General features: G+C 54.9%; 19 protein-coding genes and 1 pseudogene. 9 read left to right on the top strand and 11 right to left on the bottom strand.

The features are described 5' to 3' along the window. Positions 1–152 precede the first annotated feature (152 nt). Entirely contained in the window at positions 153–1,223 is a 1,071-nt protein-coding gene (wecB, locus tag ACR0BT_RS10175; protein ID WP_480763076.1) for a non-hydrolyzing UDP-N-acetylglucosamine 2-epimerase, read from the bottom strand. Between the two features lie 63 nt (positions 1,224–1,286). Then, the gene (locus tag ACR0BT_RS10170) at positions 1,287–2,318 is read right to left on the bottom strand and encodes a glycosyltransferase family protein (RefSeq protein WP_170625304.1); all 1,032 of its coding nucleotides are present in this window, start codon (positions 2,316–2,318) and stop codon (positions 1,287–1,289) included. Between the two features lie 246 nt (positions 2,319–2,564). Between ACR0BT_RS10170 and ACR0BT_RS10165 the strand changes: the two genes are divergently transcribed. Beyond that, the gene (locus ACR0BT_RS10165; RefSeq protein WP_480763075.1) at positions 2,565–2,840 is read left to right on the top strand and encodes a hypothetical protein; all 276 of its coding nucleotides are present in this window, start codon (positions 2,565–2,567) and stop codon (positions 2,838–2,840) included. Positions 2,841–2,888: 48 nt separating this feature from the next. Here ACR0BT_RS10165 and ACR0BT_RS10160 read toward each other — a convergent pair whose 3' ends face one another. From ACR0BT_RS10160 to ACR0BT_RS10145, 4 genes and pseudogenes are all read right to left on the bottom strand, one after another. Further along, a complete protein-coding gene (locus tag ACR0BT_RS10160; RefSeq protein ID WP_480763240.1) occupies positions 2,889–3,824 on the bottom strand; it encodes a tyrosine-type recombinase/integrase in 936 nt (311 codons plus the stop codon). Positions 3,825–3,842: 18 nt separating this feature from the next. Next, positions 3,843–3,986: pseudogene (locus tag ACR0BT_RS10155) on the bottom strand (Arm DNA-binding domain-containing protein); the annotation flags it as partial. A 217-nt stretch (positions 3,987–4,203) separates the two neighbouring features. Further along, positions 4,204–4,701, bottom strand: a complete 498-nt coding sequence (locus tag ACR0BT_RS10150) for a hypothetical protein (RefSeq protein ID WP_170391988.1) — start codon at positions 4,699–4,701, stop codon at positions 4,204–4,206. Beyond that, complete coding sequence (locus ACR0BT_RS10145; protein WP_170420864.1) at positions 4,694–5,455, bottom strand: response regulator transcription factor; 762 nt, start codon at positions 5,453–5,455, stop codon at positions 4,694–4,696. Before ACR0BT_RS10145 ends, ACR0BT_RS10150 begins: the two co-directional genes overlap by 8 nt. Positions 5,456–6,068: 613 nt before the next feature. On the opposite strand from ACR0BT_RS10145, the gene ACR0BT_RS10140 reads away from it, so the two are divergent. The 6 genes from ACR0BT_RS10140 to ACR0BT_RS10115 all read left to right on the top strand — a co-directional run bounded on the left by ACR0BT_RS10140 (position 6,069) and on the right by ACR0BT_RS10115 (position 15,012). Then, the gene (locus ACR0BT_RS10140) at positions 6,069–8,516 is read left to right on the top strand and encodes a beta strand repeat-containing protein (RefSeq protein ID WP_480763074.1); all 2,448 of its coding nucleotides are present in this window, start codon (positions 6,069–6,071) and stop codon (positions 8,514–8,516) included. A gap of 128 nt (positions 8,517–8,644) precedes the next feature. After that, on the top strand, positions 8,645–10,591 hold the full coding sequence (locus ACR0BT_RS10135; RefSeq protein WP_480763073.1) for a type I secretion protein: 1,947 nt from the start codon (positions 8,645–8,647) through the stop codon (positions 10,589–10,591). Between the two features lie 36 nt (positions 10,592–10,627). Then, positions 10,628–12,934, top strand: a complete 2,307-nt coding sequence (locus tag ACR0BT_RS10130) for a type I secretion system permease/ATPase (protein WP_480614725.1) — start codon at positions 10,628–10,630, stop codon at positions 12,932–12,934. Between the two features lie 3 nt (positions 12,935–12,937). Further along, entirely contained in the window at positions 12,938–14,278 is a 1,341-nt protein-coding gene (locus ACR0BT_RS10125; protein ID WP_170391969.1) for an HlyD family type I secretion periplasmic adaptor subunit, read from the top strand. A 72-nt stretch (positions 14,279–14,350) separates the two neighbouring features. Further along, complete coding sequence (locus ACR0BT_RS10120; protein WP_170420870.1) at positions 14,351–14,743, top strand: rhodanese-like domain-containing protein; 393 nt, start codon at positions 14,351–14,353, stop codon at positions 14,741–14,743. Positions 14,744–14,826: 83 nt separating this feature from the next. After that, on the top strand, positions 14,827–15,012 hold the full coding sequence (locus tag ACR0BT_RS10115) for a hypothetical protein (protein WP_170391965.1): 186 nt from the start codon (positions 14,827–14,829) through the stop codon (positions 15,010–15,012). Here ACR0BT_RS10115 and ACR0BT_RS10110 read toward each other — a convergent pair whose 3' ends face one another. Then, positions 15,013–15,771, bottom strand: a complete 759-nt coding sequence (locus ACR0BT_RS10110) for an alpha/beta fold hydrolase (protein WP_170732899.1) — start codon at positions 15,769–15,771, stop codon at positions 15,013–15,015. 89 nt (positions 15,772–15,860) lie between these two features. Here ACR0BT_RS10110 and ACR0BT_RS10105 point away from each other — a divergent pair, with 89 nt between their 5' ends. After that, entirely contained in the window at positions 15,861–16,235 is a 375-nt protein-coding gene (locus ACR0BT_RS10105; RefSeq protein ID WP_170391953.1) for a hypothetical protein, read from the top strand. Positions 16,236–16,304: 69 nt separating this feature from the next. Here the strand turns inward: ACR0BT_RS10105 and glyA are convergent, their stop codons facing one another. Next, a complete protein-coding gene (gene glyA, locus ACR0BT_RS10100; RefSeq protein ID WP_170594798.1) occupies positions 16,305–17,600 on the bottom strand; it encodes a serine hydroxymethyltransferase in 1,296 nt (431 codons plus the stop codon). 168 nt (positions 17,601–17,768) lie between these two features. Here glyA and ACR0BT_RS10095 point away from each other — a divergent pair, with 168 nt between their 5' ends. Then, on the top strand, positions 17,769–18,530 hold the full coding sequence (locus ACR0BT_RS10095) for an NAD kinase (protein WP_170391948.1): 762 nt from the start codon (positions 17,769–17,771) through the stop codon (positions 18,528–18,530). A gap of 271 nt (positions 18,531–18,801) precedes the next feature. Here ACR0BT_RS10095 and ACR0BT_RS10090 read toward each other — a convergent pair whose 3' ends face one another. The 3 genes from ACR0BT_RS10090 to ACR0BT_RS10080 form a co-directional block, all read right to left on the bottom strand. Continuing rightward, positions 18,802–20,241, bottom strand: coding sequence for an amidase family protein (locus ACR0BT_RS10090; protein ID WP_480763072.1), 1,440 nt, complete (start codon positions 20,239–20,241; stop codon positions 18,802–18,804). A gap of 180 nt (positions 20,242–20,421) precedes the next feature. Further along, positions 20,422–22,311, bottom strand: coding sequence for a propionate-CoA ligase PrpE (gene prpE, locus ACR0BT_RS10085; RefSeq protein WP_170391944.1), 1,890 nt, complete (start codon positions 22,309–22,311; stop codon positions 20,422–20,424). A 287-nt stretch (positions 22,312–22,598) separates the two neighbouring features. Further along, positions 22,599–24,872, bottom strand: a complete 2,274-nt coding sequence (locus tag ACR0BT_RS10080) for an NADP-dependent malic enzyme (protein WP_170401318.1) — start codon at positions 24,870–24,872, stop codon at positions 22,599–22,601. Positions 24,873–25,002: the final 130 nt, after the last annotated feature.

The raw sequence follows: 25,002 nt of genomic DNA, 5'->3' as shown, positions 1-25,002 counted from the left end.
GCCGGGGGTCTCAGGCACGTTTCACACATATAGGAAAGGGCTCTAGCCTAAATTCTCCCCGCCACTGCCAATAGGGGATTGTCCAAAGAATGGCCCATCAGCTTCGCGCTGGCGGGCTTTTTGCGTTCTGGGGGATCGAAAGGCTACAGGGCTCAATTAACGAGTTCAGACAAAATATCAGCGATCTTCTCTGCAGTAGTACCGTCGCCATAAAAGTTTGTATCTGTTTTTGGTGGAGTTGAACTTTCCAAATATTTCGTGATTTTCTCCGGGTCGGTGCCCACTAGGTTGTTCCAGCCGCTATCGACTAACTCTTCCCATTCAGTCTCTTCTCGAAGCGTCAAACACGGTTTTTTGAAAAAGTATGCCTCCTTTTGCATACCTCCAGAGTCCGTTGCGAATAGTTTGCAGTTCATTTGCAACCAAATCATCTCTAGGTATCCAACTGGATCAACCAACTTTATCGTATCGTTGGTAGAGATTCCGTACTCTGACATCCTTGACTTGGTTCTAGGATGAAGTGGCAAAATAACGGGGCAAGTTGATTTCCCAAGACCCTCGAGGGCATCGCTGAGTTTTTTAGGGTCGTCCACATTTTCCGCCCTATGAAGAGTTGCCAACACGAACCCTGTCTCAGTGCTAGCTAAGGTGTCAAACCAGTCAGGTTTTCGAGCTTGCTTCCGATAATGCTTTGAAACGTCAAACATTATGTCGCCAACGTTATGCACCTTGTTCTCCTGAATTCCCTCAGACTCCAAATTTTTCTGACCTATTTCAGTTGATGCAAACAAAATGTCGGACGCGTGATCTGTCAAAATCCGGTTGATTTCTTCGGGCATCTTTCTATTGAAGCTCCGAAGCCCCGCCTCCACATGCGCAATTGGAATATGGAGTTTTACAGCCGCCAATGAAGCAGCCAACGTAGAGTTTGTATCGCCGAATACCACAACAACGTCAGGTTTCTCTTTCAGCAATACCGTTTCTATTGCCTCCAATTGTCTTCCCGTCATCGCGCCATGGGTGCCTCCACCAATACCCAGAAAGTGGTTCGGTTTGGGAATTTCTAGTTCCCTGAAGAAAACATCCGACATTTGGAAATCGAAGTGCTGTCCTGTGTGAACCAATATCTCTGTCGAAGAGGGCCTTTTAGAAAGCGCACGAGATAGCGCAGCGGATTTAACAAATTGTGGGCGTGCACCCACGACAGTAAGTATTTTGGCCATTTGTCTCCATGATCCTTTCGACAAAATTAATTCCGCGCAGCAAATACTGGTACGCGAAACCAATCACAACAAACCGAGTTCTGGCTGTGCAAGGAAGCGCTCGATAACTGCTTTTTTGTCAAACCACTTAGAGCGTGTTATGCTAACTTCACGAGTATGTTCTCGAAAATCCTCGTCCAACACAAGCTTGCGAGCAATTTCATAAGCATCGTTTTCACTCTCGTATAGGCACGGATAATCCTCACCGAGCATTTCGACGAACGTGTCCAGTTTCTGGCACATGATCGGAACACCTCGGCAGATAGAATCAATAACCTTTTGGTTGCCTAAACAGTGATTTAACTCAGACTCGTTTGTTAGATTTGCTAAAGTCAAATCATGTAGTGCGGGCATTAGATCATATGGTAACTGTCCAATAAGTAGGCCACGATTAAACGATATTTGTGAATCTCTCCTGAACCTACCCGCGAGAGCAATTATTGTATCAATTTTGGGACGCTCAGACGCAAGTCTCTCAATCGCCGCAAAGGCTTTATATGGGTAGAGACTCTTACTTAGGTTCCCGTAGTAACCAAAAATGAAGCGTGCATTTGTTGTCTTGACCTTTAGATTGAACGACGCTTTCGAGGATGCAACCGCATTCGCCATATGATCGTCCTTTGATTGCCCTACAACAATGATCGGAGCGCGAATTTTTGGTCTTTCTCCCTCATAGACATTTTGAATTTTTCTTTCGCTATCAACGCCGATACCCAGTAAATGCCTCTTCCAGTTTTCATTTAGAACGACCAGCGCATGTGAGTCCTTAAAAACAGATTGAGAGTATGGGTAGGCAAACGATAAAACTTTTTGATCTTTTATGCTTTCAAAAACCGATGGATTATTTCGAATGTAATAAAAATCATATTCTCTATTTGGGCCAACACTAGCTTGCTTGCCAGCATCAGTTTGAGATTCTAGAGGAAAATTGTTGTAATAAACGTCAAACTTTTCAGATAGTATTCTGAGCGATCTTATCTCATTAATGCTATCTCCATGCTCTACAAGTAAACTCTCTTTGTTCGTCAGCAACGCATACAGAGTTGGCTTTTTCACAATTCATTCCCTATCTTGCAATCATCATTTCTAACCGGGTGGGCGAAACCAAGATGAACGCGTCGACTGTTAACTCGCCGTAGTTTGTTAGTCCACCTGATTGTACAACTGAGGAGGTAGGGAACAAGGTCTTCGCTTAGCGCTTGGCATCAGCAGGAAGCGTGTTGGAGTACAGACTGCAAATGGGGAGACGGTACGAGGCAAAACCGACTTGGACAAGTTTTCCGAGTTCGCTAGTTGTTCCCTATGACCTGGCCTCACCGAATCCCGCATGACTTCCACATAGAATTTGAACCCCGTCATGTAGATGACTGGCAGACTACCCTGCGTGCCTGGGCGAAGAACCACGGCCTGAAGCTCAGGACTCAGTGGTTCCGTGGGCATGAGGTATCCGTCGCTGATCTGAGGTCACGCAGGTACGCGGCCAAGCCGCAGGATTACTGGGCGGCGATCAGGGAATGGCTGGAGAAGCACGATGTGCCGGCGTCCGAGAAACTGCCGGAGTGGCCGGAGCAGAAGTAGGGGGCTATTGGGCCCCACGCAGGGGAACGACAATACTCTCGGTGCCGGTCACGAAATCAGCCCACTTCTGCATGGCGGCGAGGCGCAGGTCCAATAGGTCTGATCGAGCATAGGCGTGCTCTGTTTTGCCGCCGATAGTATGCCCAAGGATGGTTTCAGAGACCTCCCACGAGCAAGCCTGCGTTTCTTGCACCCAGTTCGAAAGCTTGTCCTGAATCCGTGAGGCGTTCCGCCAGCCTTCATCTCGCGCAGGCACTTTTCAACCGCCGCGTCAGTGATTGGTTTCTTTGGGTTGAGGCCGGGGAACAGATAGCTATGCTTGAGTTCCTTAGCATCCTGGACAAACTGGATTGCTTGGGCGGGCAGAGGGACGCGAAAATCTGAGGCCTTTCCCTCTTGCCCTTTGATGTGTTCGCTCGGAATCGTCCAGATATTACCCTCTATCTCTTCAACGGACGCACGTTTAGCGGCATCCATTCGAATGAGGGTTAAGATAATCCACTGATTGCAGCGCCCAGCTGTCGTATCACCGAGCTTGCCATATAGTTCTGGTATCTTTTGCCATGGAACCGAGCGCATAGGCTGAGCGACATGCTTGACCACACCCAGCATCTCCTGTGCCGCATTAACCAGATCGGGATCCGTAGGGAACCTCATAAGCTTGGCAGAGCGCAAGACGATCCTAATTCGCTCGATGGTCTTCTTGGCTGTTGGGTACTTGTCTCGCCAAATCGGGCGAAGGCATTCCACCACATCCCACTTACTGACCTTTGAGCCTGCCTTTTTCCCAAAGCCGGGTATTGCGTAAAGGTCCAGAGGGCTTCGCCAGCGTCCCCGAGTGCCTTGGCCTCGTAAGCTGTCTTTGCGGGCTTCGAACACCAGATCCACCAGTTCCGAGAATGTTGAGTCATCCTGATCGCGCTGTGCGACTTCCTCGGCTTGCTGTTGGCGTCGGGTCTCAATCGGATCTTGTCCGCTGGCCAATATGGATGCCCATTGGTCTCGGGTCTTTCGCGCTTCTGAAAGCGATACCGTTGGCCAATTTCCGAGTCCCATTTCGCGGCGTTTACCGAGATGAGAATAGCGGTATATCCATTTACCGGTTTCGTTTTTCTTCCTGAAGATCAGGCCCCCGCCGTCCTGCAATTTCCCGTCGCCTGCATTTTGATCTGAACCTGCGTCAGCGCATTTTTAATTCTGGTCCCCCAATTGGTCCCCAACTTTGCCGTTTGCTGCGCGTGTTCTCATTTAGACGCGCTTAGACAGTCGGCACATAGGTTATTGGGAAGATGGGTGATTCTATGGCTGCAGGTCAACGCCGCTGTATGGTGGTTTTGTTCCCACCGCCCGCACCAGTACCATCTCAGACAGGGAAACCCAGCTGGGTGATCAATTTCCAGATATCCCTGTTGGCATTCGAGAGCTGAGTGACAACATCCTCGATTTCTTTCATTGCTTTGTCGTCAACTGTGTCTTCACGACCAAGTTTGATGTCGGTCTTGCGATCAGCAATGCGCATCAGGATGGTCTTTGGATTTCCGCTTTCCTGATCGAAAGAATAGATGCAGTGATTGTACTTGTTTCGAATAGAGGACAGGCGCGACAACCGCTGGGTGTGTTCGAGAATCGGATCGCGGATTTCAGGGGGGCGACCCTCCATCTTGGCGAGACGTTCGACCAGATCGATACGGGCACGTGTGGTGTTAAGCGTCAGGAATATGATGACCGCAACATCTTTATTGGCCCCGGTCAGACCTGCGATCAGGTGGATCAGCAGGCTTTCCGTGTTTGTCCACATATAGTTGAGCCGACCCACCAACAGAATGAGCCGGTCGAACCGGGTTTCGAATGCCTCATCCAACGGGCGCGTTGCGCGCTTCGTTCGGCGCGACCTCAAAGTAGAAATGCGCAGCTTCAGTCCGGTTGCTCACATCGATCTTGCCCGAGACATTGTGCATATGCAGTTTGACGGTGTGTTCGGTGATGCCCAGATTCGACGCAATGGTCTTGTTGCTCTTGCCTTGCGATACCAGCCTCAGGACTTGCTTTTCGCGGCGCGTCAGCTTTGAGTATCGCAACAGTTTGTCAGGCGACCGGGTTCTGGTTGCAGGCTGTTTTTCGATAGGTGTGCCTGGCGCACTTTGTGTTGCGGTCATGCTGTCGGCCAGAAAGCAGGGCAGGTGCAGCTCTTCGTGCATCAGAAGGCGCAGTATTGCGCGCCAAACATCCGGCGCCACGTTCATTGGCAAATACCCGACACTGCCGAAACGGGTACGATCCCAGCGTTCGAACAGAACCCGGGCCGGACTTTTCTTGCGATAGGCGAAGGCCAGACATCCTGTCTCGGCGAGCTGGGAGTAATCAGCGGGCCGCGCCAACAGATCTTCGAGCATCATCTGATCCACAACAATGATGCGCTCGGAGGGAACAGAGTTCCCACTCTCGGCCAGCAGGTCGTCAAGGCTTTCATATCTTGACGCACGAACGCCGAATTCGCTTTGAACACTTCTCAGGGTTTGGTTCGAGTAGAACAGTTCCTTGCCGATAAAAATGATCGACAGCTCTTCGGGATATTCAATCTGATCACGGGCGTCTTCTTGCAATGAAATATTCATTGATCTTCCCCCCACTAATACAAACGCCACCCTCTGAAACTTTAAATCGGGTACAGAACTGGATGGCGCGAAACAGTAACTTTGAACTCAAATAGTACCTTATCATAGCTGAAAGTACGTGTTTCAGCAACCAAAGGCGGGTTCCGCAATACCGCGTACTAGAACCTTTGATCAGGTTTTTCGTATATAGTTTTAGCGTAACTTTATGAAATTTCAGGGTTAATAATCCTATATGTTTGCGCATGATTGTTTCTGAGGCAAATTTGGTGCGAAATACGCCAGATTTCGAAAAATATATATATTAAACAGCTAATTACGGAAAATAGCCCTTTCGGCCAGCTATGCACATCCCCTTATCGCTGCAACCATGCCCAAGCTTCAATTTGTGAAGTGATCTTAGACCTGACGTGCCTGCGGTCCGCGTATTTCTGCGAATTCTCCGTGGTCATGGAATCGGCTTAGCCGAGAAAGGGGGGCAAACCAAACAGAAGACCTTCACGGCCGCGCGAGTGTCCAGATTGACACGTTGCGCGCAAAGTCTGTTTCAAACCGCGCCTGTTACCGCTTTGTAGATGAATGGCGGTCTGGTGCTTCAGTAAAAGTGGAACTTATTATGGAACGCAGATTAGCTCCAATCACCGATGTCCAAGAAGTTATCGACGATCAGGATCCTGTTGTAGACGAACCGCAGCTGGAAGAAGAAGAGATGGCTGTTGAAGATTTGAACCAACAGCAACAGCAGCAGCAACAACAGCAGGGCGACGACAGCAACACCAACGGTGGTAACGACAGCAACACCAACGGTGGTAACGACAGCAACACCAATGGTGGTAATGACAGCAACACCAATGGTGGTAACGACAGCAACACCAATGGCGGTAACGACAGCAACTCACAGACCAATGGCGGTGACGACAGCAACACCAATACCGCGACCGTAGATATTGACTTCGGCGGCGGAGAGTGGATTCCGCGCGACGATGACAAAGTCGACGTTGATATTGAGGACGTTGAAGGTGATGTCGGCGACGTTATTACTGCCGGTGACGATGTAAATTACGATCCAGGCGACGACGTCAACATTGATATCTCGCAAGACGGGCCCGGAAATGATTTCGCGTCAATCAACCAGCAGTTTGCCAGCCTGGAAGACAATGACAGTCTGGGTACCGCAAGTGTCGTGAATTCAGGTGATTTCACACAAAGCGGTGACGCCAACGGCGGTGAAGCCTATGCCGAAGACGGTATCGACGTAAACAACGACGGTGGCTCCTCTGGCGATGGCGGCATGAGCTATGGTGGTGAAGCCTATGGCGACACCAACGGCAGCCATTCGCTGGCCTTTGGTGGTCATTCAGGAAATGCTGATAGCGCTGCGACAGGTGGAGATGGCGCATCTTCGGGTGATACCTATAATGCAAGCCTGGGTCTTGGTCATTCGAGTGCCAGCGCAGACGGTGACAGCACCGGCGGCGAAGGCGGCGCAGCAGACAGCGAGTCTAATGCCGACAACCACGGTGAAGCGAGTTCCGATAGTGACTCGACTGGTGGTAACGGTGGTAATGCCGGATCGATTGGCCTTGGTCTTGGTCTTGGTTTGTCCGGAGCGAACGCCGATGGCGATGCAGACGGTGGTGACAATACATCAGGGGCATTAGCTGCTGGCCTTGGTCTGGCAGGCACCGATGCTTCCAACGACGGTGCCGATGGTGGCGCTGGTGATGCCGATAACGATGGTTCGGCAGACAACTCTAGCGACGGAACCAACGAAGCCAACGAGTCTTCCTCTGGAGGCAATATTGGTTTGGGTCTGGCTGGCGCTGGCGCGATGGGCTGGAACGATGCCGATGGCGGTAGCGGTTCCGGTGGTGAAGGTTCCGGTGGTGAAGGTTCCGGCGGCGAAGGCTCAGGCGGTGAAGGCTCTGGCGGTGAAGGCTCTGGCGGTGAAGGCACTGGCGGCGAAGGCTCCGGTGGCAATGCCAACGGTGGCGACGGTACCGGCGGAGATTCCGGCTCGGTAGAAGAAGCCTTCCCATTCCCGGTACTCCTTGTGGAAGAGGAAGATCCTGACGGAGACGAAGAAGCTGCAGCTGCTGGTAACTCGAACGGTACCGGCGGAGACGGTGGCACTGGTGGTGCAGGTACCGGCGGTACGGGTACTGGCGGTACAGGTAATGGTGGTACGGGTACTGGAGGTACTGGTACTGGCGGCACAGGTACTGGCGGACCGGGTGCTGGCGGTACAGGAACCGGTGGTGCAGGCGGCGGCTACGTTGACACGGATGCGGATGCGCAAGGTGTTGGTGACCAAGATGCTGCCGGCCCTGTAATCACGCAGTCACCTGGTGATATCGATGGCTCTGCCGACAATGATCAGGACGTTGACGGTTCTGGTGGTAATGGTGGTACCAACACAAGTAATGGATCAGCAGACGCCAGCGGCGATGGAATGGCATCGGCCGAAGGTACTGGTGGCGCTGGCGGTACGGCCAACCCCGAGGCAAGCTCGGCCGGAAGCGGTGCTGGTTCAGCTGACGCAACCAACGAAGCCGGAAACGGCGGTGACTCTGAAGCATGGGCCGATTCAGCCAACGATGGTTATGCCGAAAGCCTTGCCGAAGCGATTGCCGGATACGGTGGAGATGCTTCGTCCGATAATGATGCGGACTCGATGGCTTCAGGTGATGCAACAGGTACTGCGATGTCAGGTGACGGCGGTGCCGGTGGTGCAGCGGCATCGACTGGCGGTACCAGCGGCGACGTCATGGGCTCGTCTACTGGTGGTGCAACCACAGGTGCAATGAACACCGGTGGTGAAGCATCCGGTGCATATTCGGGTGCCGGTGGTGCTGGCGGTAATGGCGGTACCTGGGGCTCGGATAATGGTGGCGATGGTATCGTCAACGGCGAGTCTTATGCATCCGCAGCGGCAGTCGTCGATACGAACGCGTTCAACCAATCGATCGTACAGGGTGCCAACGTGCTTGGTAACTCGGTCGATACGACCATGGTTGGCGGTTCGATGACCTCGACTTATTCGAGCGACGACACCGAGGTCTAAGACCAATTCGCGGGAGCCGCATTATCGGCCCCCGTTCAATGAAATCGCCGGGGCCGCGTAATGTGGCCTCGGCCCAGCAAATCCCGAACCGGAAATTTTAGTCGGCAAGGGGGTAAGGGATCATCGAAATGTCATTCGATAGTGTTACCGAAAAGATTGCACACTTTATTGGATCTTTTGATCTTACGATTGAAAAAGCCCGGTTGAGGGATCAGTACGAAGAGTTCACCGCCATGCGGCGCAAGGCGGAACTTGACGAACTGGAAGAACCCGCAAAGATCCGGATCAAGGCAGATCTTGAATTGGACCCAGGCAAATATGGTCCGCTTTCCTATCGGTTTGACACCCCCCCCGCCACTCCTGAACTTCCACCCCCAACCGACGGCCTTGAATTTGAAACGGTCGTTGTACTTGAACCACCACTCTCAGACGGTCCGCCGTTACCCGAAGCGACAACCGGCCTAGGTGCAACGTTTGTGATCGAGCAGCAGCTGGAGATTGTGACAGAGCTTATCGGGTCTGCTGTAACCTACACGTTCCAGACGATTTTCCTGCGCGACAATGACGTTGTCGGCGAGGGAGATTTCCGCGATGTCGATCAGTTGATCGCATTGGCCGAGGCGGCTGCGCAGGTCGCAGCATCGATGCACGCGTTTGCCGTGCCCTCGTTCTCGATCTCGGACTACTTGTCGGTTGAATACGTCGAGTCTTTGGCCGAAGCGATGTTGGCCCCAATCAATGTCGAAGTTGAAGGCGCGGTTGTTTATCAGTTCCACGGCGAAGACGCGATGGGCGTGATCGTCAATGGTGAGTATGTGGACGAAGCCCCGGAATGGGAAGATCTTCTGCCTGCGCATCATAGACCGGACGAGGAAGAAGAAGACGAAACGCCCGATATGATGCCCGCCGAATGGGCTCAGGACGAGGAAGACGAATTTGCCGAAGGTCACACGGTGATCGCAGGCGGCAACCTTGCGATCAACGAGATGAACGCAACTGTGGCCTGGGTCGATGCGCCTTATATTGCGGTCGGTGGAAAAGCAATCGAACTGGCCATGGTGAGCCAGGTCGCCGTTGTATCTGACACAGACAAAGGCACGAATGGCGGCTCGGGCACCAATGTGGTGCACTCGTCGACGATCGAGGTCGAAGGCAACTCAGCCCCTTGGCTTAAGAAAGGCTCAAGTGGAGACGATGCCCCGGCATATGTGCATGTTGATTGGATTACGACCGATCTGATCGTTGCAAATTTTGTCAAGCAGGACATCGATGCAACGGATATCGATCATATTGATGCCGAGATTAGCGCGACGACCACGCTGTATGCGTTGGGTGACAACGAGTTGATTGATGTCACCAATATTCTTCAACTTGGCAGTTATTATGACCTGATCATGATCGAAGGCGACATGATATCGGTCGATGCGTTTGTCCAGACGCACGTATTATTGGATGACGATGTGGTGATGGGCGGATTGCCCGGACCCATCGATGGATCGGACGAAAACCTGGTTATGAACGAGGTTTCTCTCAAGAAAGAAGGCGAAGATACGTATCAGGCGATGCACGACTCCATGGCCGACGCCATGACCATGGGCGAGGACGACATGGCAGCGCTGGAAGAGGCGCTAATGAACGATCCGATGTTTGCTGGCATGGAGCAGATGCGGGTCCTCAAGATCGATGGATCGCTGGTTCAGGTCAACGTGGCCGAGCAATCGACGATGCTTGCCGATCAGGATGACGTATATCTGAATGGTCCCCACGCGGACGAGACCGAGGTTCTGGCAGGCAGCAATGCGATGCTGAACGCCGCCAATGTAACCAAGGCCGGCGTGGATTCGGTTGTTATGGCTCAGGATGGGGCATTTTCTGACCTGCTACTGCATCAGGCAAGCCTGCTTGACATGCCCACGAATGAGGACATCGCCGAGATGACCAACGAGGCAATCGCCGCCATCATGGAAGAGGCGGGTATGCCAGGTCACGACAATGGCATTGGGCCTAACGGTAACGATCTCACGCCAAGCGAAATGGCGAATTCCTCCGATGGCCTGCAGACCATGCTGGCCTAATATTTCCTGATTTACGAGTGACCGGAAGGTTAGTTTATGTCGATCGTTTTTTCGTCGCGCCGCACCCGTTTTGCAAGTCCATTGGACCGGCACGGAGGCGGAGGCCCATTGACCCTGGAACCCCGAAATCGGGTAGCAAAACCAAATGAAAGTAAACTTGCAAAAACAGCGTCCCGCCTGCGTTTGACAAGTGATATGCAACTGGCGGAACCCGAAAGCAAACCAGAGACCCCGGAAGCAAGTGACACCCCGGTTGCCGGGCCCGCGAAACGATCGCGGCAATCAGAAGCGCCTCAGGCGACGACACAACCGGATAATCCGGGGCAGACCCAGGCAGAGCAGTTGGATCAAACATCACAACCGCGCGCTGGTTCTCCCCTTCGGCGCGCGTCGTCGCGGCCCGCGCAAGATAAGGATCCTGCGGGTGGCGACACTGGGGTGGCCGATACCGAAGCCCCCGATTGTGAAACCGCCGACCAATCGACTGCACGCATGACCCCCTCTGCGCCGTCGGATGGTAAAGACCGCATGGGCACCACGATCGAGGCCAAGGCCAACCAACCCTTGCTGCGCCCGGGGACGGGTGGTGGCGATGGCAAGGGGCCACCCCAAACATTCCACAAACGCACGCCGCCTGAAGATTTCCAGAAGACGCTGCGTACCTCACTGCGCGCGATTTGGCGCAATCTGGCCTTCGTGCTGGTACTGACCTGCGCGACCAACGTCCTGATCCTAGCGATCCCGATCTACCTGTTTCAGATCAGTGACCGGGTTCTGACTAGTCGCTCGCTGGATACGTTGATCATGCTGACGGCAATCGTTGCCGGAGCAGTCATTTTTCAAGCCGCATTTGATGCCGTTCGTCGGTTCATGCTGATGCGTACAGCGGTCGAGGTCGCCGCCCGTCTTGGGGCCCCGGTTCTTAGCGCTGCGGCCCATGCCTCGCTGCACGGCAACGGACGCGAATATCAGACACTTGGGGATCTGCAACAGGTGCGGGGCTTTCTGGTCTCGGGCACTCTGATCTCATTTCTGGATGTACCATTTGCACCGCTGTTCATCCTGATGATCTTTCTGGTGCATCCGCAACTTGGGATGATTGTGGTGACGACGGCCGTGATTCTGATGATCATCGCGCTGATCAACCAGAAAATGACCGCCAAGCCCTTTGCCAAGGCCAATCAGGCGCAATCAATGGCGAACCAGCATCTGGATTCAATGTCGCGCAACAGTCAGATCATCAACGCTTTGGCGATGATCCCCGAGGCAGTGCGCATCTGGGGGCGTGACACCGCACAATCGTTGACATGGCAGGTCAAGGCGCAGGATCGTAACGTGATCTTCGCGGCCATTTCACGTGCCGTCCGTCTTTTGACGCAGATCGGCATTCTGGGCTGGGGCGCATTTCTTGCGCTGCAGGGCGAAATTACCGGCGGTATGGTCATCGCCGCCTCGATCATCGCGGGGCGGGCTTTCGCGCCGATCGAAGGATCAATCGAGGGTTGGAATACCTTCCTGCTTACGCGCGGCGCTTTTGGGCGGATCAAGGCTCTGCTGTCGAACTCGGCCCTGCAATATGAAAAACTGCGCCTACCACGGCCTGAGGGGCGGTTGGATGTCGAACGCCTGCTGTATGTCCCAGGCGGCACCAAGCGGGTGGTTCTGAACGGGATTACCTTTGCGCTGAACCCAGGTGAAACTCTGGCGATCATCGGGAATTCAGGCGCAGGCAAAACGACACTTGGTAAAACGCTGGTGGGTTCGATCCTGCCGACCTCAGGCAGTGTGCGGCTGGACCTGATGGATATCCGCAACTGGGATCCCCGCCAGTTTGGCGAAAATATTGGCTATCTGCCGCAAGACGTACAGCTGTTCCCCGGCAGCATCAAAGACAATATTGGCCGGATGCGTGCCGATGCCACGGATGAGCAGATCCACGATGCCGCCGTTTTGGCCGACGTGCACAACATGATCGCTACACTGCCGCAGGGGTATGAGACGGTGGTTGCTGCGGACGGCTCACCTCTCTCAGGTGGCCAGAAGCAGCGTATTGCTTTGGCGCGTGCCTTCTTCGGCAACCCGCGTTTGGTTGTTCTGGATGAGCCGAACTCGAACCTCGACGTGGCAGGTGACAAGGCGCTTGCGCGCGCAATTCAGCAAGCAAAGGAAAGCAAGATCACCGTTGTGGTGATTACGCAAAAGCCGACTCTGTTGAATGTTGTCGACAAGATCATGCTGCTGACCGATGGGCGCGTGGCGCTGTTCGGGCAGCGCGAACAGGTGCTGGAACAGCTCAACGGGCCGCGCCAGCAACCGCCCGAAATACAGGGCAAGGGGGATTAAGCGATGAACGACGTGGCACGCACCGATGAAGGCGGTCTTTGGTACTCTGAGGTTCCGCGCTCGATCACCAAATTCATCGTGATTGGCTTTATCATGCTTATTGTCTGTTTTGGCGGCTTTGGCGTCTGGTCCTTCCGTGCACCTCTGGCCGCTGCAGTCATCGCGCAAGGCAGCTTTGTCGCGACCGGCCGCAACAAGATCGTGCAGCATTTGGAAGGCGGTATCATCGAGAACATTCTGGTCTCGGAAGGTGAATCTGTTCAAGCCGGACAGATCATGATGACTTTGGATCAGACCTCGGCCGAGGCGAGTGAACGCGAATTGTTCATTCGCAAACTTCGCCTTCAGGCCATGACCGAACGGTTGCTGGCTGAGCATAGCGAACAGGAAACCCTCGTGTTTTCGCCCGGATTGATCGAAGCATCGGACGACGTCGAGGTCATGACGATCCTCGACAATCAGAAACTCAGCTTTGATGTATCGCGCAAGACACTGCTGAACGATATTGCTTTGCTGCAGCGCAACATGGAGGCGTTGAAAATTCGTGCGTCAGGATTTGAAGCACAATTGGTCAGCATGGAAAGGCGATCAGAGATTCTCGAGGAAGAATACGAGACCAAATATTCGTTGTTTGAAAAAGGATTAGTGCGCAAAGGTGATCTGAATACGATCCGCCGGGTGCAGGCCGAAGCCGAAGGTCAACTGGCGCGTTTGCGCGCAGAAACGGCTGAGGTAAACCAGATGCTGCTGAAGTATGAAGAGCAGATTCTGCGCACCCGCTCAGCCTACCGCGAGGCTGCGCTGGACGAGTTGGGCGTTATTGAAGCCGATCTTGAAAGTGTGCGTGAAAAAGCCCGTCAGGCCCGTAGCGTTCTGGCCCGTGCCGTTGTGCGTGCACCGGTGACAGGCACAGTGGTGCGACTTCATCACCACACGCCGGGCGGGGTGATCGAAACTGGCGAACAGATTGCTGAGATTCTGCCCGCCGATGCGCCATTGATCATCGAAGCGCAGATCCCGCGTACCGAGATCGACAGCGTGGTCACCGGGCAGATCGCGACGGTGCGCCTAGTCGCGCTCAATCAACGGACAACCCCAGTGCTTGAGGGCGAGGTCTATTACGTCTCGGCTGACTCGCTTGTCGAGGATTCTGCCGGTATGCCGCAAGAGGTCTATCTGGCGCGCATTTCTCTGACCACGGAAGAGATGGGTCGCGTGCGGGGCTTCGTGCCGACACCCGGAATGCCCGCCGAGATCATGATCCAGACCGAGGAACGCACCTTTGCGGCCTATATCGCCAAGCCGGTGGTTGACAGTATGTCGCGTGCGTTCCGCGAACATTAAGGGTCTGAATGTCTACACCTTCAATTTTCTGCATGTTAGCCTTTCACGGATTCATTTCCTGGAGGGGCGCAAATGCCATTGACGGTCAAAGACATGATGCAAGCTGCAAACGCGGTGGTTGAGCGTATCGATGCCAGCCGGGCCAAAGAACTGATCGGGCAGGGTGCCCTGTTGTTGGATATTCGCGATGCGCCTGAACTTGAAAGGACAGGGCGCGCGGTCGGCTCGCATCATATCCCGCGCGGGATGTTGGAGTTTCGGGCCGATCCCGAGCTGCCTTCCCATGACGCGGAACTGCGCAAGGACCGGGTGATCATCCTGCATTGTGCATCGGGTGGCAGGGCGGCGCTGGCTGGGAAACTGCTTAAGGATATGGGGTATTTACACGTCTATAATCTGGGCGGGTTTGCGGATTGGGTGAATGGCGGTGGTGAGGCGACCGGGCCCATGGATCGAGGGATGTAGCTACATATCTGACCCAAATCAAAGTCACACATATTCCGTTGCTGTAATGTAAAGGCCAGAAGCTTAAACACAGGATACTGGCCATGATACGCCTAGCAGCCACGCTTTATTCCTTGATCGCCACAGCCATCGCGGGTTCTGCCGTGATTGCGGTCCTAGCGGTTGGAATGGTGACCTGGATGGCCATCGTTTCCGCCGCAGCAGCAGGGGCAGTTGTTGCCGCGCCGGTGTCGTGGCTGGTGGCAAAACGCCTGTATCAAGGCGCTTGATTAAGCGTTCAAGAAGGTCCTGACTGCAGCTTCGAATTCGCGGGGTTTCTCGGCGTGCAGCCAGTGCCCCGCACCGGGAATTTTGGCGAAGCGAGCTGCAGGAAACAGGGTGCGAATCTGCTCTCGGTGTTCGGGCAGTACATAATCTGATGCTGCACCGGACAGGAACAGAGCAGGGCCGTCCCAATGGGTCGAGATCTCGGGGAAGCCCATGATCTTTGGCATTTCGCTGGCCAGTACATCCAGGTTCAGCCGCCAGCGGCCTCCCTCAACATCCAAAGACTGCGTAAAAAAGCTCTGCAGCGCCTTTTCGACGCCCAGATCGGCCAGCTGTGCTTCGGCATCTGAACGACGCTGAACGCGGGACATATCGACCGCCCGCATTGCCTCGATGAATTGAATCTGGCTGTGGCTGTATGCCACTGGTGCGATGTCAGCGACGACCAGCTTGCGCACCAGATCGCCATATTCCAGCGCCAGCACCATCGAAGCTTTTCCACCCATGGAATGCCCGACGATATCGGCGATGCCGCCAACGCTGTCGATGACCTTTGCCAGATCATGCGCCAAATCCGGGTAGCCATGCTGAGCATCCCAAAAGCTGTAGGCGTGATTGCGCATATCGACGGCGATCACCTGTCTTTCGTCCGACAGTCGCCGCGCAATGACTCCCCAGTTGCGCGCCGAACCATAGAGGCCATGCGCTATCAGCAGGGGCGGATGATCGGTCGGGTCGCCATGGATGATCGTATTCAGCATGCTTCTGTGATACGCGTCACCGCGCGGAACAACCAGCCCCATTGTCGCCGGTGTGACGCGCGGCTACATTGTCCCGTCAGGAGGCGCCAATGACGCAGGAAATCGATATCCAGACCCGGATCGCAGAGACCATTCGGTTGCTGCGTAAAAAGCTTGGCGTGAAAGACAAGACCCTGATTGCCTCGGTCCGGCGCGCAAAGCGGCGTTTGCCGCGCAAGGTCTATAAACAGGCCTTGGTTCTGGCAGAGGCCGAGCAGATGGCCGAGCATCCCAAACTGCGGATGGTTTTGGATATGCCCCGGCTCGAAAAAGCGTCGGACGAGGTGCAAGGCCACCTGAACGCGATCAATCTGGCAGATCGACGTTGGGGATGGTTCCTGAGCTTTCTTGGTTCGCTTGCGTTGGGCCTGATCGTGTTGGCGGCGTTGGCTGTGTTCGTACTACGATGGCGCGGGTATATCTGACCGCTGCACGCCTCAAAGAAAAACGGCGCCGATCAGGGCGCCGTTTTCTGTTCTAAGATCCGTATTGGATCAGAGATTCGGATAAAGCGGGTAGCGCGCGCAAAGTTCGGCGACTTCGGCTTTAACTTTGGCTTCGACCGCACCGTTTCCGTCTTCGCCATTTGCGGCCAGACCGTCGACCACTTCGATGATCCAGTCTGCGATCTGGCGGAACTCGGCCTCACCAAAACCGCGGGTGGTTCCGGCGGGCGAGCCCAGACGGATACCGCTGGTGATCGTCGGCTTTTCGGGGTCGAACGGCACACCGTTCTTGTTGCAGGTGATATGTGCCCGGCCCAAAGCTTTCTCGGTTGCGTTGCCTTTAACGCCTTTGGGGCGCAGGTCGACAAGAACCACATGGGTATCGGTGCCGTGGGTCACAGTGTCCAGGCCACCCTTGATCAGCTGATCTGAAAGGGCCTGCGCATTCACAACGACCTGCTTGATATAGTCCTTGAACTCAGGACGCAGTGCCTCGCCAAAGGCAACGGCCTTGCCAGCAATCACATGCATCAGCGGGCCACCCTGAATGCCCGGGAAGATCGCCGAGTTTACCTTTTTGGCAATCGCTTCATCATTGGTCAGGATCATGCCGCCGCGCGGGCCGCGCAGGGTTTTATGCGTGGTGGTGGTGGCCACATGCGCATGCGGGAAGGGCGAAGGGTGCGCGCCTGCGGCAACCAGACCGGCGATATGGGCCATGTCCACATGCAGATAGGCGCCGACCATGTCGGCGATTTCACGCATGCGGGCAAAATCGATGACGCGCGGGATGGCCGAGCCTCCGGCGATGATCAGCTTGGGGTTATGTTCCTTTGCCAGCGCTTCAATCTGATCATAGTCGATCAGGTTGTCCTGCTTGCGCACGCCATAATGTACCGCGTTGAACCACTTGCCCGACTGGTTCGGCGCCGCACCATGGGTCAGGTGACCACCTGCATCCAGCGACATTCCTAGAATGGTGTCACCGGGCTTGATCAGCGCCTGAAATACACCTTGGTTCGCCTGCGATCCCGAATTCGGTTGGACGTTGGCAAACTCACACCCAAACAAATGCTTGGCACGGTCGATAGCCAGGTTCTCGGCAATGTCGACGAACTGACAACCGCCATAGTACCGGCGGCCCGGATAACCTTCGGCATACTTGTTGGTCATGACCGAGCCCTGCGCCTCCATCACGGCGGCAGAGACGATGTTCTCCGAGGCGATCAGTTCGATCTCGTCGCGCTGGCGGCCCAATTCAGATGTGATCGAGCCGAACAGCTCGGGGTCACGATCCGCGAGGGACTGGGTGAAAAATCCGTTGTCACGAAGATTGGCGTTCATGTGCGCTCCGCATGGCTGGGGTGTATCTGGCGGATTTCCTATCGGAAACGACGTGTGTCAGAAAGGTTGTAAAGCGACGAAATGGCCCTCTATGGCGTCAAGTCTGGCCTATTGCGGAAAGGTATGTTTGTTTCGGAACCAAATGTGCAGCACTGGAAACTATAAAACATGACAAAGAGAATCGCCTTTCTGGCCAGCGATGCCAAGGTTGCGCAGACCGCCCGGGATGCGCTTGTGGCGCGCTACGGAAATGCAGCGCCGAGAGACGCAGATGTTGTGGTGGCGCTGGGTGGTGATGGCTTCATGCTTCAGACGTTGCAGGGCGTCCAGCACTTGGACAAGCCGGTTTACGGAATGAATCGCGGTACCATCGGGTTTCTGATGAACGAATATGCCGAAGTTGATCTGATGGCCCGGCTAGCAGAGGCAGAGGAAGAAGTCATCAATCCACTGGCGATGACTGCAATGGACCAGGCGGGCCAAAAGCACCAAGCACTTGCAATCAACGAGATTTCGCTGCTTCGCGCGGGGCCGCAGGCAGCGCGGCTGCGGATCAGCGTCGATGGGCGGGTACGTATGGCCGAACTCGTGTGTGATGGTGCATTGCTTGCCACGCCGGCGGGTTCAACCGCATATAACTATTCCGCTCACGGACCCATTGTACCCATTGGCGCGGACGTTCTGGCATTGACGCCAATCGCCGCGTTTCGCCCCCGGCGGTGGCGTGGCGCCTTGCTGCCGAAAGTTGCGAAAGTCAGATTCGATGTGATCGAGGCTGACAAACGCCCGGTTATCGTTGCGGCCGATTCCATATCGTTTCCGGATATCGATTGGGTCGAGATCAGGTCTGAGATTGCGATCCAGCATCGTATTCTATTTGACCCTGGCCACGGCCTGGAAGAACGATTGATCTCCGAACAATTTACTTAAATCTCAGCGTGTTGATCATTTTTCCACCGCTTGTGTGAACCAGTTCACATGCAACGCGATAAGGGTTTGTTAACTTCAAGTTGCCCGGAGAACACGCCGAGGTGGAAGTGAGTGGCCATCTAAAGGTGTTTTCGAATGGTTGCGCAGTTTTCGCGCTGGCGAGGGTGGGTGGTGCTACGCTCGTCATCTTAATCCGGGCATATTTTAGTATGCGGACCCCGGGACAAAATCCCGGGGTCTATTTCATTTGTGAGGCCTGAGTGAAGATGTCTCAGGTTTGCGTGCTCATTCGATCCCACAGAATCGGAGCCATCTGCCCCACACGCGCTTCGATCGCGACCGCTGCATCCACCGCCATATCCTCACGCCAGCGTCGAGCAGCAATCTGAACATTGATCGGTTGCGGCCCATTCGGCAATTCGGCCAAGCGTGCGGGAACGCTGGCGGCGGGCAGCCCGAGGAAATTCATCGCATAAGAATAGACCGCGCATCCTAACACCTCATGAACGCCTTCGGCACCTTCGGTATCACGATCGGGTCTGAAGAACGGTTGCGGCAGGAAAGGAGACAGGACCAAAGGATATTCCTGCATGAATAGCGACCATTGGCGCGCATAATGGCTGCGTTGCGCCAACGCCTGAATCAGATCGTCGCCTACGATCGGAGGAAACTCCTGAAAATAAACCTCGAAAATATCGCGAATGGTTTGAGACCCGGCTGCCTCGATATCGTTTTTCATCAACGTCAGCACTTCACCCATCAGCGCGCGATAGCCGATGCGCCCGCATTCGAACACATCCGGCGGATCAATGTCTTCAACTATATATCCGGCATCTACCAGCGCCTCTCGAGCAGTACTTAGCGCTTTGTCCACTTCGGGGTGCAAAGCGTATTCGAACGTATTTTTGGTGAACGCAACTTTGATTGGGACGTCCGGCCCCGCGCCGCGCCAAGGCATTGGCACATGGAAGGGGTCGCGGGCGTCCGGGGCGATCAGGCTGGGCATCGAAAGGTGCAGGTCCTTTGCGCTTCTTGTGATCAAGCCCTGTACCGACATCGATTGTGCCAGCATCCCGCGTTCCACCTTCTGGCTGGGGTTCCAGGCCGGTACGCGGCCCAGCCCCGGTTTCACTGTAACCGCACCATTGGCCGCTGCCGGAAAGCGCAGACTGCCTCCGATATCGTTGCCATGAGCCAGGGCACCGATGCCCGCCATGACCGCAGCCCCCGCGCCCCCGGACGACCCACCGGGCGAGATATGGCGGCCCCAAGGATTGTGCGTGCGCCCATGAAGTGGATTATCCGTGTCAGCGCGGAACGAGAATTCGGGCGTATTGGTCCGCCCGATGACAATGGCCCCCGCCTTATGCAAGTTTGAAACCACCGGTGCGTCATCAGGGGCAATGACATCCTTCAAGGCAACCACACCATTTGTGGTGGCATGGTTCTTCTGGTCGACATTCACTTTGATGGTCACGGGTACCCCGTGCAGCGGTCCAACCGAGGCACCATTGCGGCGCGCCTGATCAAGCGCAGATGCACGCTCTAACGCTTCTGTGCCCAGATCGTCCACGACAGCATTCAGCGAGGGATTTACCTGATGCATCCGCTCCAATGCATCACTGATCACCTCTTCTGCGCTCAACTCGCCAGCTTGGGTCAGCGCAGCCAATTCTGTTGCATCAAAACGCCAGATATCGCCCTGTGTCATGCTCGTCCTCCTCACCTCAAACTGAGGTGAGGAGGACCCAATGACAAGCCCCGCAATCGCAAAACGGATCCAACCTTCATCTGGCCAAGAATATCTCGGAGCGCGAGGCAGAGCCTCGCACACGCGCGACAGCGCAAATCGGTTGCGCCGTAAGGCGCTCCGCTTGATCGTACCGTGAAATTACTGCGCGTAGCCGATAGTTTGCAGGGCCACCGTGATCTCGTCCAGAATTGCTGGGTCATCGATTGTGGCAGGCATTTTATACGCCTTGCCATCCGCGATCGACACCATCGTACCACGCAGGATCTTGCCCGAGCGTGTCTTGGGCAGACGATCCACCACTACGGCTTTCTTGAACGCAGCGACTGGGCCGATTTTGTCACGAACCATCTGGACCACATCGGTTACCACCTCCGCGTGATTCCGATCGGATCCGGCATTCAGGCACAGGAAACCGACAGGCATCTGGCCTTTCAGTTGATCAGATACCCCAATCACAGCGCATTCTGCCACATCGGGGTGAGCGGCCAACACCTCTTCCATCCCGCCCGTCGAAAGTCGGTGCCCGGCGACGTTGATCACGTCATCGGTACGGGCCATGATATAGAGATACCCATCTTCGTCGATCATGCCCGCATCACCGGTTTCGTAATAGCCGGGAAAATGCTCAAGGTAGGATTTTCTGAAGCGCGCCTCAGCATTCCACAGGTTTGGCAATGTGCCTGGCGGAAGCGGAAGCTTGACTGCGATCGCGCCCAACTCGCCCGGTCTCATAGGATGGCCGCCTTCGTCCAGAATCTGAACGTCATAGCCCGGCATAGGCTTGGCAGGTGATCCCAGCTTGACCGGAAGCTCTTCGATTCCGAGCGGGTTGCCAGCGATGGTCCAGCCAGTTTCGGTTTGCCACCAATGGTCGATGACCGGAACTTTCAGCGCATCCTGCGCCCAGATGATCGTATCTGGGTCAGCCCTCTCTCCTGCAAGATACAGAGCCTTAAGGCAGGATAGATCGTAATTCGCCATCAATTCTGCGCTTGGGTCTTCGCGTTTTACGGCACGAATGGCGGTTGGGGCGGTGAAGAAGCTTTTGACCTTGTGTTCGGATATCACGCGCCAGAAAGTTCCGGCGTCAGGTGTTCCGACGGGCTTGCCCTCAAAAACAATCGTCGTGTTGCCGTGGATCAGCGGGGCATAACAGATATAGGAATGGCCAACGACCCAGCCGACATCCGAAGCCGCCCAGAACACATCTCCAGGATCGACATTGTAGATGTTTTTCATCGTCCAGTTCAGTGCGACCAGATGGCCGGCAGTCGGGCGCACGACGCCTTTGGGCGCACCAGTGGTGCCGGATGTATAGAGGATATAGGCTGGATCATTGCCGCTGACTGGTACACATTCTGCGGGCTCCGTACCGTATTGGAAACCGTGCCAGTTGACGTCGCGCCCCTCGATTAGTTGTGCGACTTCCTGCTCGCGCTGGAATATTACGCAAAACTCGGGTTTGTGGGTGGCCAGATCGATCGCGCCATCCAGCAGAGGTTTGTAGTGCACAACGCGTCCCGGCTCCATCCCGCATGAGGCAGCGATGATCGCCTTGGGTTTCGCATCGTCGATACGTACGGCCAGTTCGTTGCTGGCAAAACCGCCGAATACCACTGAATGCACTGCTCCTAGTCGGGCGCAAGCCAGCATTGCCTCCAGCGCTTCGGGGATCATAGGCATGTAGATGATGACGCGGTCACCTTTCTCAATACCTTTTGCACGAAGTGCGCCGGCCAGATTAGCAACCCGATTGCGTAACTCGACGTATGAGATTTCGCGTTTGGTATGAGTAATGGGGCTGTCATAGATGATCGCGGTTTGCTCACCACGACCATTTTCCACATGGCGATCAACCGCGTTCCAGCACGTATTTACCTTGGCATCACTGAACCATTCGTAAAGAGGCGCATTGTCGTCAAACAGAGCTTTGCTGGGCGCTTGAACCCAATCGATCCCCTTGGCTGCATCCATCCAGAATGCTTCGGGGTCGTTCTTCCAGCTCTCGTAGACGTCCTGATATGCCATGATGGCCTCCTCCCAAATTCCTTGAGCTATGTGTTAGGCATCGTGGATGTTTCGAGCAAGCGATGCGCATAACGGCGCGTCAGTTTATCGCAAAATCTTTGCAGAACCTTGCAGTTTGGCTTGCAAATTTTTGCAAATCCTCTGATCTGAGCAGATTTCTGAGTGTCACACGCAAAGATTTGCAAATCTGCAAATTTATTGCTGCAAATGTTCTGGCGCTAACAGAATCAAACCGGGCACCTAATCTGGTGCCCGGTCATGTATACGTAATGATATAGGCGCTGGGCTTATCCGTAGTGCGCGACTGGCGTACCTGCGATGGCCGCCATGTTCAGCAGTCCCCTGGCCGTAATCGAGGGCGTTACGATATGCGCCTTGTTTCCCATTCCCATGAGGATTGGACCTACCTCAAGCCCGTCCGCTTTCATCTTCAAGATATTGCGCACACCGCTTGCCGCATCCGCATGGGCGAAGATCAGGACATTTGCAGAGCCTTCCAAACGCGAGTTCGGGAAGATACGTGCACGCAATTCAGGATCCAAAGCCAGATCAAGGTTCATCTCGCCTTCATAGCTGAAGTCGCGTGGCTCGGAATCGAGAATCTCAAGCGCAGCCCGCAGCCGCTTGCCTGATCCCTCGGCCTGATTGCCGAATTGCGATTGCGAACAAAATGCGATCTTGGGTTCCAACCCGAACCGCCGCACGTGACGAGCAGCTCCAATGGTGGATTCGGCAAGTTCTTCTGGTGTCGGCAATTGTCTTACATGCGTGTCTGCAATGAACAGAGGGCCATCTTCCAGAATCATCAGCGAAAGCGCGCCATGAGGGCGCAAATCGCCATCATCCAGAACCTGTTCGACATAGTTAAGATGCCAGCGATACTCACCAAAAGTGCCACAGATCATGCTGTCCGCCTCACCGCGATGCACCATGATTGCTGCAATGGCGGTGTTGTTGGTGCGCATGATGGCCTTGGCCAGATCCGGAGTGACCCCCCGACGCTGCATTATTTGATGGTACGAATTCCAATAATCGTAGTAACGGGGATCGTCCTGAGGGTTCACGATTTGAAAATCCTGCCCCGGTCGTACTGTCAGGCCTAGCCTTTCGCAACGTGCGCTGATCACGTCCGGTCGCCCGATCAGGATCGGGGTTTCCGTGGTTTCTTCCAATATCGCTTGCGCAGCCCTTAAAACACGCTCGTCCTCCCCTTCTGCGAAGACAATTCTACGCGATGCGACGGCTGCGGCTTCGAACACTGGCCGCATCAACAGTGCAGATTTGAACACGGTCTGGTTCAGGCGCTCTTTATAGGCTTCGAGGTCATCAATGGGTCGTTTTGCGACCCCGCTCTTCATAGCAGCCTGTGCAACCGATGACGAAACGACCCCCACTAGGCGCGGGTCAAAGGGTTTTGGGATCAGGTAATCTGGACCAAAAGTCAGCTGCTCACCCTTATAGGCCGCCGCGGCTTCGGCGCTGGTCGTCGCGCGGGCCATGTCGGCGATGCCGTCGACGCAGGCGATCTGCATCTCGTCGTTGATTTCAGTCGCGCCCACGTCCAGGGCACCTCGGAAGATAAACGGGAAGCACAACACGTTGTTCACTTGGTTCGGAAAGTCGCTGCGACCGGTCGCAATGATCGCGTCAGGGGCAACTTCGCGCGCCGCCTGTGGCAGGATTTCCGGAGTTGGGTTGGCCAGCGCAAAGATGATCGGGGTCTTGGCCATCTTCTCGACCATCTCAGGCTTGAGCACATTTGGTCCGCTCAGCCCCAGAAACAGATCGGCACCTCCGATCACATCATCCAGAGTGCGCAGATCGGTTTTCTGCGCGAACTGATCCTTGTGCGGGTTCATATCCTCGGCGCGGCCTTCATAGACCAGCCCGTGAATGTCACAGAGCCAGATATTCTCGCGTTTGACGCCGAGCTTCACCAACATGCTGAGGCAGGCGATCCCGGCAGCACCGCCGCCGGTCGAAACTACTTTGATATCCTCGAAGCTCTTTCCTGCCACATACAGGGCGTTCTTCGCTGCGGCACCAACAACGATTGCCGTGCCGTGCTGATCGTCATGAAACACCGGGATGTTCATCCGTTCCCGGCACAGTTTTTCGACAATAAAACAATCCGGTGCCTTGATATCTTCAAGGTTGATCGCGCCAAATGTGGGCTCCAGAGCACAGACGATATCTGCCAGCTTTTCTGGGTCAGGCTGATCCACCTCGATATCAAAGCAATCGATGCCTGCGAACTTTTTGAACAGGACGGCCTTGCCTTCCATCACCGGTTTCGAGGCCAATGCGCCTATATTCCCAAGGCCCAGAACTGCGGTGCCGTTTGACACAACTGCAACAAGATTGCCGCGGGCCGTGTATTTCTCAGCGTTGGCGGCGTTGTCCTTTATCTCAAGACTGGCTTCGGCGACGCCTGGCGAATATGCCCGCGCAAGGTCCCGACCATTTGCCATTGGTTTGGTTGCCTTGATCTCAAGCTTTCCGGGCTTTGGATGCGCATGATAGTCAAGCGCGGCCTGTCTCAGGTTCGGTGTGTCAGACATCGGTAATACAACTCCGTTCCAATATTCGTTTGATGGTTAAACTATTTCTCAGCGCTTGGCTATGTCGCCTCGGACCGCAGTCAGAGACAGGCCTCACGGATACGTTAACGAAACGTTGGTTGAGAGTTGC

This window comes from Ruegeria sp. CJ6 (assembly GCF_056536665.1).
The sequence above is the reverse complement of the archived record's forward strand: the minus strand, read 5'-3'. Positions and strand labels throughout refer to the sequence as shown.